This is a genomic window from Streptomyces sp. (genome assembly GCF_019510245.1).
Classification (GTDB): Bacteria; Actinomycetota; Actinomycetes; order Streptomycetales; family Streptomycetaceae; genus Streptomyces.
In genome coordinates, this window is the sequence record NZ_JAEKKT010000117.1 from 243,904 (window position 1) to 250,673 (window position 6,770).

4 protein-coding genes and 1 pseudogene are annotated in these 6,770 nt (G+C 67.9%); 3 read left to right on the forward strand and 2 right to left on the reverse strand.

What is annotated here, in order from left to right; genetic code table 11:
• Window positions 1–701 precede the first annotated feature (701 nt).
• Complete coding sequence (locus JF597_RS09555; RefSeq protein WP_293991735.1) at window positions 702–3,332, reverse strand: right-handed parallel beta-helix repeat-containing protein; 2,631 nt, start codon at window positions 3,330–3,332, stop codon at window positions 702–704.
• A gap of 98 nt (window positions 3,333–3,430) precedes the next feature.
• Between JF597_RS09555 and JF597_RS09560 the strand changes: the two genes are divergently transcribed.
• Window positions 3,431–3,616, forward strand: coding sequence for a hypothetical protein (locus JF597_RS09560; RefSeq protein ID WP_293991737.1), 186 nt, complete (start codon window positions 3,431–3,433; stop codon window positions 3,614–3,616).
• A gap of 474 nt (window positions 3,617–4,090) precedes the next feature.
• On the opposite strand, the gene JF597_RS09565 is transcribed toward JF597_RS09560, so the two are convergent.
• The gene (locus JF597_RS09565; RefSeq protein WP_293991740.1) at window positions 4,091–4,858 is read right to left on the reverse strand and encodes a FadR/GntR family transcriptional regulator; all 768 of its coding nucleotides are present in this window, start codon (window positions 4,856–4,858) and stop codon (window positions 4,091–4,093) included.
• A 185-nt stretch (window positions 4,859–5,043) separates the two neighbouring features.
• Here JF597_RS09565 and JF597_RS09570 point away from each other — a divergent pair, with 185 nt between their 5' ends.
• Window positions 5,044–6,408 carry an ABC transporter substrate-binding protein gene (locus JF597_RS09570; RefSeq protein WP_293991742.1) on the forward strand — a complete coding sequence of 455 codons (1,365 nt, stop codon included), beginning with the start codon at window positions 5,044–5,046 and terminating at the stop codon, window positions 6,406–6,408.
• Window positions 6,405–6,770 (forward strand): annotated as a pseudogene (locus tag JF597_RS09575) (sugar ABC transporter permease); the annotation flags it as partial. The gene JF597_RS09570 and the pseudogene JF597_RS09575, both read left to right, overlap by 4 nt.

The window sequence follows — 6,770 nt, forward strand, 5'->3', positions numbered from 1 at the left end:
CTTCCTCGTTGTCCGGTCCCTGAGCGTCCGGCGGACTCACGGGCGTCGGCGGGCGGCGCAACTCGCGGGACGAGATGAGTTCCTGGCGGTAGAGGTGACGTGGGCTTCGCCCGTGACGGACACGGCGTGGCCGGCGAATACCCTGTGGTGGTCGCTCTTGTCCATCAACGCACTTCACTGCCCCAGGACGGTTCGGGGGCGGCGGCTTGGACGGGCCGACGCCGACCGTCCCTGGTAGGCGTCCACCACTTTAAGGCGGCTTGAATGTCACTGACGTGGAAGAAATTAGCCGTCTTATCAGTGGGTTCGTCAAGGGTGCGTACGGCGTTTATTTGATCCCAGGGACAATGGGTAAGAGATGTATGCACAATTACGGCCGCTATACGGCATATGAGTAGTTGAGGATCCAGGACTCGCATTGTGGATCCCGGCAAAATGAGTACTACTTATCGCCTTCCAGCTACGCGTGGACACCGAAAGCTCCACAGCCCCATCCGTCCGCCGACGCATGACCCGCAGACATGCCATGTAAACAGCAGCACCAACGTGCAGTGGACCTTCACCGCGCTCTGAGCCGGCGGGAGGAGCGGGGGCCGGGGCAGCAGCTCCCGCCCCCGCACAGCTGGGTGTTGCCGCGCAGGACCGCCAGGCGGCGCTGTGCCTAGCGGTCCTGCCTCGGTACGGGTACCGCCTCCGATTCGTCAGCTGATGGAGAACTGGCTGAAGTTCGCGGTGCCGGGTGTCGGGGCGTGGGCCGTGAAGAACGTGCCCGCGTCCAGGCTGCTGTTCGCTCCGGTCAGTGTGGCGGTGCCGACGGTGGTCCAGGTGGTGCCGTCGGTGGAGTAGGAACCGGTGACCGAGGTGCCGTTCCTGACCAGCCGGAGCCAGACGGGGGCGGAGCGGCCGGTCTTGGTGGTGATCTTGTCGACGTAGCCGTCCCCGTCGGAGTCCCACTCCAGGCTGACGCCGTTGCCGGGAGTGACGGCGAGGGAGGCGTACCCGGTGGACGAACCGGCTGCGGCGATGCTGTTGCGCAGCATCAGGCCGGCCTTGCCCCAGGCGTTGGTGTTGTCCTGGCTGTCGACGTGGACGGTGACCGTGGAGGAGGTTCCCGCGGCGGCCGGCTGGTAGGCCGCGGAGTATTCGTCGTCGTGCAGCGCGCTTGTGGCCCAGGTGTCGATGCCCGCGCTGGTCAGGGAGGTCACTCCCTGGCTCTGGCCCACCGCGGCCGGGATGGAGCTGTAGGCACGCCAGGGCGAGGTGACGATCTGCAGTTTGCTGAAGGCCGCGCTGCCGGGTGTGGTGCTGTGGGCGGTGTGGATGACACCGGCGTCCTGGGTGGCGGCCATGGACGGCAGGGTCACCGCCGAGCCGATCTGGGTGAAGGTGGATCCGTCGGTGGAGTAGTAGCCGGACACTTGGGTCGCGGTGCGGGTGAGCCGCACCCAGACCGGTGCCTTGACGGAGGTGGCCGTGGAAGTCAGCTGGTCGAGGTAGCCGTCGCCGTTGGAGTCCCACTGGAAGCTGACGCCGTTGGCCGGGGTCACCACCACGGTCGCGTAGCCGGGTGAGGACCCGCTGCCGGTGAGGCTGTTGCGCAACACGACACCGGCCTTGGCCCAGGCGCTGGTGTTGTCGACGTTGTCGACCCTGGCGGTCACCGAGGTACCGTTGACGGCGGCGCCTGCCTGGTAGACGGTGCCGTAGGTGTCGTCATGCTGACCGCCGGCGCCCCAGATGTCCGTGTCCGCATCGGTGACGGTGAAGAAGCCGCCGCTCTGTCCGGTGGCGGCGGGGGTGGAGGAGTAGGCGCTGTACGGGCCGGTGACGGCGCCGGTGGTCAACGGCCGGTACTGCGGCTCGATGCCCGCGTTGTTCATGACCGTCTGCGCGCCGGACGGCCAGTTGCCGTCGGTGACGACGACGGTGCCGCTGACGGTGTCACCGTAACCGTCGTTGGTGCTGATGCTGGCGGTGTTGTTGACCGTCCAGTTGTCGGTGGCGGTCAGGGCGCCGGTTTTGTGGGTCGAGCCGTTGTGCACGAAGAGCCACTCGCCGGTGTTGCGCACGACGTTGTTGGTGTCGGTGAAGTTCCGGGAGCCCTCGTCGTGGTAGAGGCCGTAGTAGTTGTTGGTGTTGACGCAGTAGTTCCCCGTGATCGCGCTGCCGGGCGAGGCCGACAGGGTGTACACGCAGCCGCCGTCGGCCATCTGCTGCATGATGTCGTGGATGTAGTTGCCCGTGACGGTGTTGTTCTGGGCCGTGGTGGGCGTCGAGTAGACGGGCTGGTAGTCGTACAGGCCGCGGTTCGCGTACTCCGGGCTGCCGCCCGGGTCGTTGACGCCCCAGCCGTAGCCGACGGCGAGGCCGGAATAGGGCAGGTTGTACACCTCGTTGTGCGAGATGGTCGCGCCGTTGACGTAGGTGACCAGGAGGCCCGTCATGTCGCGGTAGTCGATCGCCACGTCGTGGATGACGTTGTCGTTCAGGGTGATGTTCTTGTTCGTCATCCGGGCGTCACTGGGGTGGTGCGCGTCCGCCTGGACACCGCCCACGACGATGCCGCCGCCCGCGTCCTGGGCGAAGACGTTGCCGGTCGCGGTGACGGTGTCGGCACCGAGTCCGACACCGGTGGCGTGCGCGTTGGCGTCCTGGCCGATGCCGAGGGCCAGTTGCCCGAGGTTGGTGAACCGGTTGCCGGTGAAGGTGATGTGGTCGGCGGCCGAGACCTGGACGGCGGCCGGCATCTGGTACCAGTGCGGGCGGGTCGCCTCGAACAGTTTGCAGCCTGCGCTGCACGAGGTCAGCCGGTCCGATGGGGCGGACCAGGTGCCGGCCAGGTAGGTCCCGGTCTGCTGGGCGGCGTACCCGTTGCTGCCGCTCGGGCCCAGCCAGCTGGTGCCCGAGAACTGCAGCCCGGCGAAGGTGATGTGGGTGGCGGGAGAGGCGTAGCTTCCCCCGACGTCGATGAGCGACTGCAGCTTCGGCACCTCGACGTCCGCGGTGCTCATGTTCTGCCCCGGCAGCGGCTTGTAGTACAGGGTGCCGGTGCCGGTGTCGAGGTACCACTCCCCGGCCGTGTCGAGGAACTCGTAGGCGTTCTCGATGTAGAGCGGGCCGGACCGGAGCGGGTGCTCCAGGGTGTCCCAGCCGAACGTGTTGTTGGTCCACGCGGGCTCGGTCATGGTCATGGTGCCATTGCTGATGCCGGACACCGGGGAGTAGCGGTCGGTCCAGGACGCGATGCTGTGGATCTCCGTCCGGCCGGGGTTCGCAAGGCTGTTGAGGTAGCTCAGCGCGCTGTTGGTGAGCGTGTAGCCGCTCGCGGTCACGGTCAGGTCCGAGCGGTTGACCGTGGAGCGGGCCCGCTGCGCCAGGACGCCGTCGACGTACAGCTGCCGGGTGTCGAACCCGGTGNNACAGCTGCCGGGTGTCGAACCCGGTGCCGACGTCGGCCTTCCAGATGTTCTTCGCCGAGTCCTGCACGGTCCAGCCCGTGGCCCGCTGCGCGCCGGTGATGACCGGATGCGCGCCCAGCGCGGCCTTCCAGTTCACCGTGTGGCCGCCGGTGCCGGAGTCGGCGGCGGTGAAGGTGAGCGGAGCCGTCAGCCGGTAGGTGCCGTCGGCGAGCACGACGGTGATGTCGCCCGTCATGGAGCCGTTGCTGGCCTGCACATTGGTTTTGGCCTGGGTGAGGGAGCACGGCTGGCTCACGGAGCAGGCGGTGCCGGTGCCCGACGGGGACGCGTAGAGCGTCGTCGTGGCAGCGAACGCGGGGCCCGCTTGGACGAGGACTGCCGCGGCCGAGGCGGTGAGGAGGGCGGCTGTGGCCAGCCACGATCTGAGACGGTCGGAGACGGCGTGGTTGCGGATTGGTCGCACGTGACACCTGCCGGTGGATTGTTTCGGAAGGCCTCGCGATGTTTCGCCGGAGTTGGGCCGGGTGGCGCGGGCACAAGGGGGAAACCGCGACGCAACATTAGACGTCATACGAATTTCGTCAATAGCTTCGTCGCGACGACTTGGACGATGCGCCTGACATGTGCGACGCCCCCGGCCTATCGGCTCGGGGGCGTCGGTGCGGTTGTGCTCACGGAGCGGGCGGGGCCGCGCTGGGCAGACGACGGCGACGCCACGCTGCTTCGATGTGTTCGGTCATGGCCTGCGCGGCGCCCTCGGAATCGCGGGCCAGAAGACGCTCGACCACCTTCCGGTGCTCCGCGTTGGCCTGCCGGCACCCAGTGGTGTCGGGAGCACCGGTGTACAGCAACGTGGTGCGGGCCTGGGTGTGGACAGTGCGGATGATGGAACGGCCGAGCCGGTTGCGGGAGGCCTGCATGATGCGGTCGTGGAAGGCGACGTCGGTCTCGTCGAACCGGGCCGGGGTCGCGGTCTCCTCGTCGAGCCGGCTGAGCATCCGCTCGATGTCCTGCAGGTCCTCGTCGGTGGCCAGCTCGACGGCCTGGGCGGCCATCTGGGCCTCGAGCGCCGACCGGATGGCGACGAGCTGGTCGAGGACGACGAGAGTGTCGTCGTGCTGGACGGTGGCGGCCAGCACGACGGGGTCCAGCAGGTTCCACTCCTCGGGCTGGGTGACCGTGGTGCCGGAGCCCTGCCGGGCGCGGACCAGGCCCTTGGCCTCCAGGGATTTGACGGCCTCGCGGACGGTGATGCGGCTGACGCCGAAGGTCTCGCACAGTTCGGGCTCGACCGGCAGGGTCGAGCCCGGCGGGAGGGCGCCCGAGACGATGGTGTCGGTGAGGGACTCGACGACGGCATGGGCCAGGCGGGCTGGGCGCTTGGGCCAGGGCTTGAGGACAGCCGATTCCTCGGCTGCGCCGCCGGCGTTCTTGGCCACGGGCCCCCCTTGCTTTGTGGTGAACGGTGGGCGACTCTACTCGCCTACACTCTTGACGGCATTCGTATGACGACTTATGTTACGCGAAATGCCACCTCAGCGTCCGACGCCGCCCGGGACGGCCCGGCGTCGACCGATCCAAGCACCCCCTGCTCGGGGCACCTGCGAACCCAGTGGAGCCACTCATGACGGTCAACAAGCCTGCGTCCAACTCGCAGAGAGTGATCAGTAAGAAGCGTGCGGCGTTGCTGGCCGGTTGTGCGGCCACCGCGCTGCTGACCGTGACCGCCTGTGGCGGCGGTGGCACCGGCGGCGGCACCACCAAGGACGGATTCACCCAGGCCGCCCAGGACAAGGGGGCGTTGACCGTCTGGGTGGACGCGACCCGCCTGGCCGCCGCGAAGCAGTACCAGGCGTCGCACCCGAGCGTGAAGATGCACATCGTCAGCTACGACGGCGACGCCAACGGGTCCAACTACCTCCAGACGAAGGTCCAGCTGTTCAACCGTACCGGCAAGGGCTGGCCGGACGTGGTCTTCAGCTCCCAGAACAACGAGGCGAGCTGGGCGGTCGACGCGGGCTTCGCGGCGCCGCTGAACAAGGGTCTGATCCCGGACGCGACGCTCGGCGGGTTCGCCAAGGGCGCCAACGACGTCTGCACGGTCGACGGCACCCTCTACTGCCTGCGCAACGACCTCTCCCAGGCGGTGCTCTGGTACAACGCGCCGCTGCTGAAGCAGTTCGGCTACAAGGTGCCGACGACCTGGGAGGAGTACCAGGCGCTCGGCGAGAGGGTGGCCAAGGAGCACCCTGGCTACCTGGTGGGCGATGCGGGTGACACCTTCACCCCCGAGATCTACCTGTGGGCGAGCAAGTGCGGCGCCAACCACATCACCGGCCCCAAGGCCGTCTCGGTCAACACCACCAGCGAGGCCTGCACCAAGATGGCCAAGCTGCTGGACGTACTGATCAAGAACAAGTCGATGTCGATCAGCGGTGTCTTCAGCACCGACTTCGGCAAGAACGAGGCCAAGAAGGTCCTGCTCATGCCGGGCCCGGCGTGGTACGGCGGCGCGGTCTTCGAGAGCGGGCTCAAGACTCCGGCCAAGCAGATCGCGGTGGCGCCCATCCCGCAGTGGCAGGGCGACTCCTCTCCCTCCACCGGGAACGTCGGCGGCGGAACCTGGCTGCTGTCCAAGCACTCCACCCACATCAAGGCGGCCACCGACTTCCTGAAGTGGGTCACCACCGACAACGCCTACCAGGGCGCCAAGGCCCCCGGCTTCCCGGCCTACGCGCCCGCCGCCGACAAGTGGCTCAAGGCGCAGGCCGCCTCCGGATACTTCGCCGGCGACCTCACCGCCCTCAAGGACGCCTCCTCGCAGGTGTGGTCCGACTGGGGCTCGGGCCAGTTCAGCCAGGAGGCCGTCTGGGCCGCCACCGTCAAGCCCGGCCTGACCCAGGGCAAGACCATCGAATCACTACTGCCCGCCTGGCAGGACTCGATCGTCAAGTACGCCCAGGCCGACGGATACAAGGTCTCCCAGTGACCCTCACCCGCTCCTCCTCGGCCGGCTCTGTCCGGGGTCGCCCTCGCGGCACCTCCCGGCAGAGCCGGGCCGGCGTGGCATTCGTCGCCGGCTACCTACTGCTGCTGATCGCCTTCGGCGTCCTTCCGACCTGTTACGCGATCTACTTCGCGTTCACGAACGCCGGAGGCGCCTTCACCGGCCTCTCCAACTTCGTCACCACGGCACAGGACTTCCGCTTCGCCGACTCCCTGGGCCACGTGGCCCTGTACCTGGTCTTCTGGCTCCTGTCCCTCGTGGTGTTCGTGGTGGTCCTGGCGCTGCTCCTGCACAAGCTGTCCTCCGGGCCGGTCAGTCAGGCACTGCGCTTCCTCTACTACATC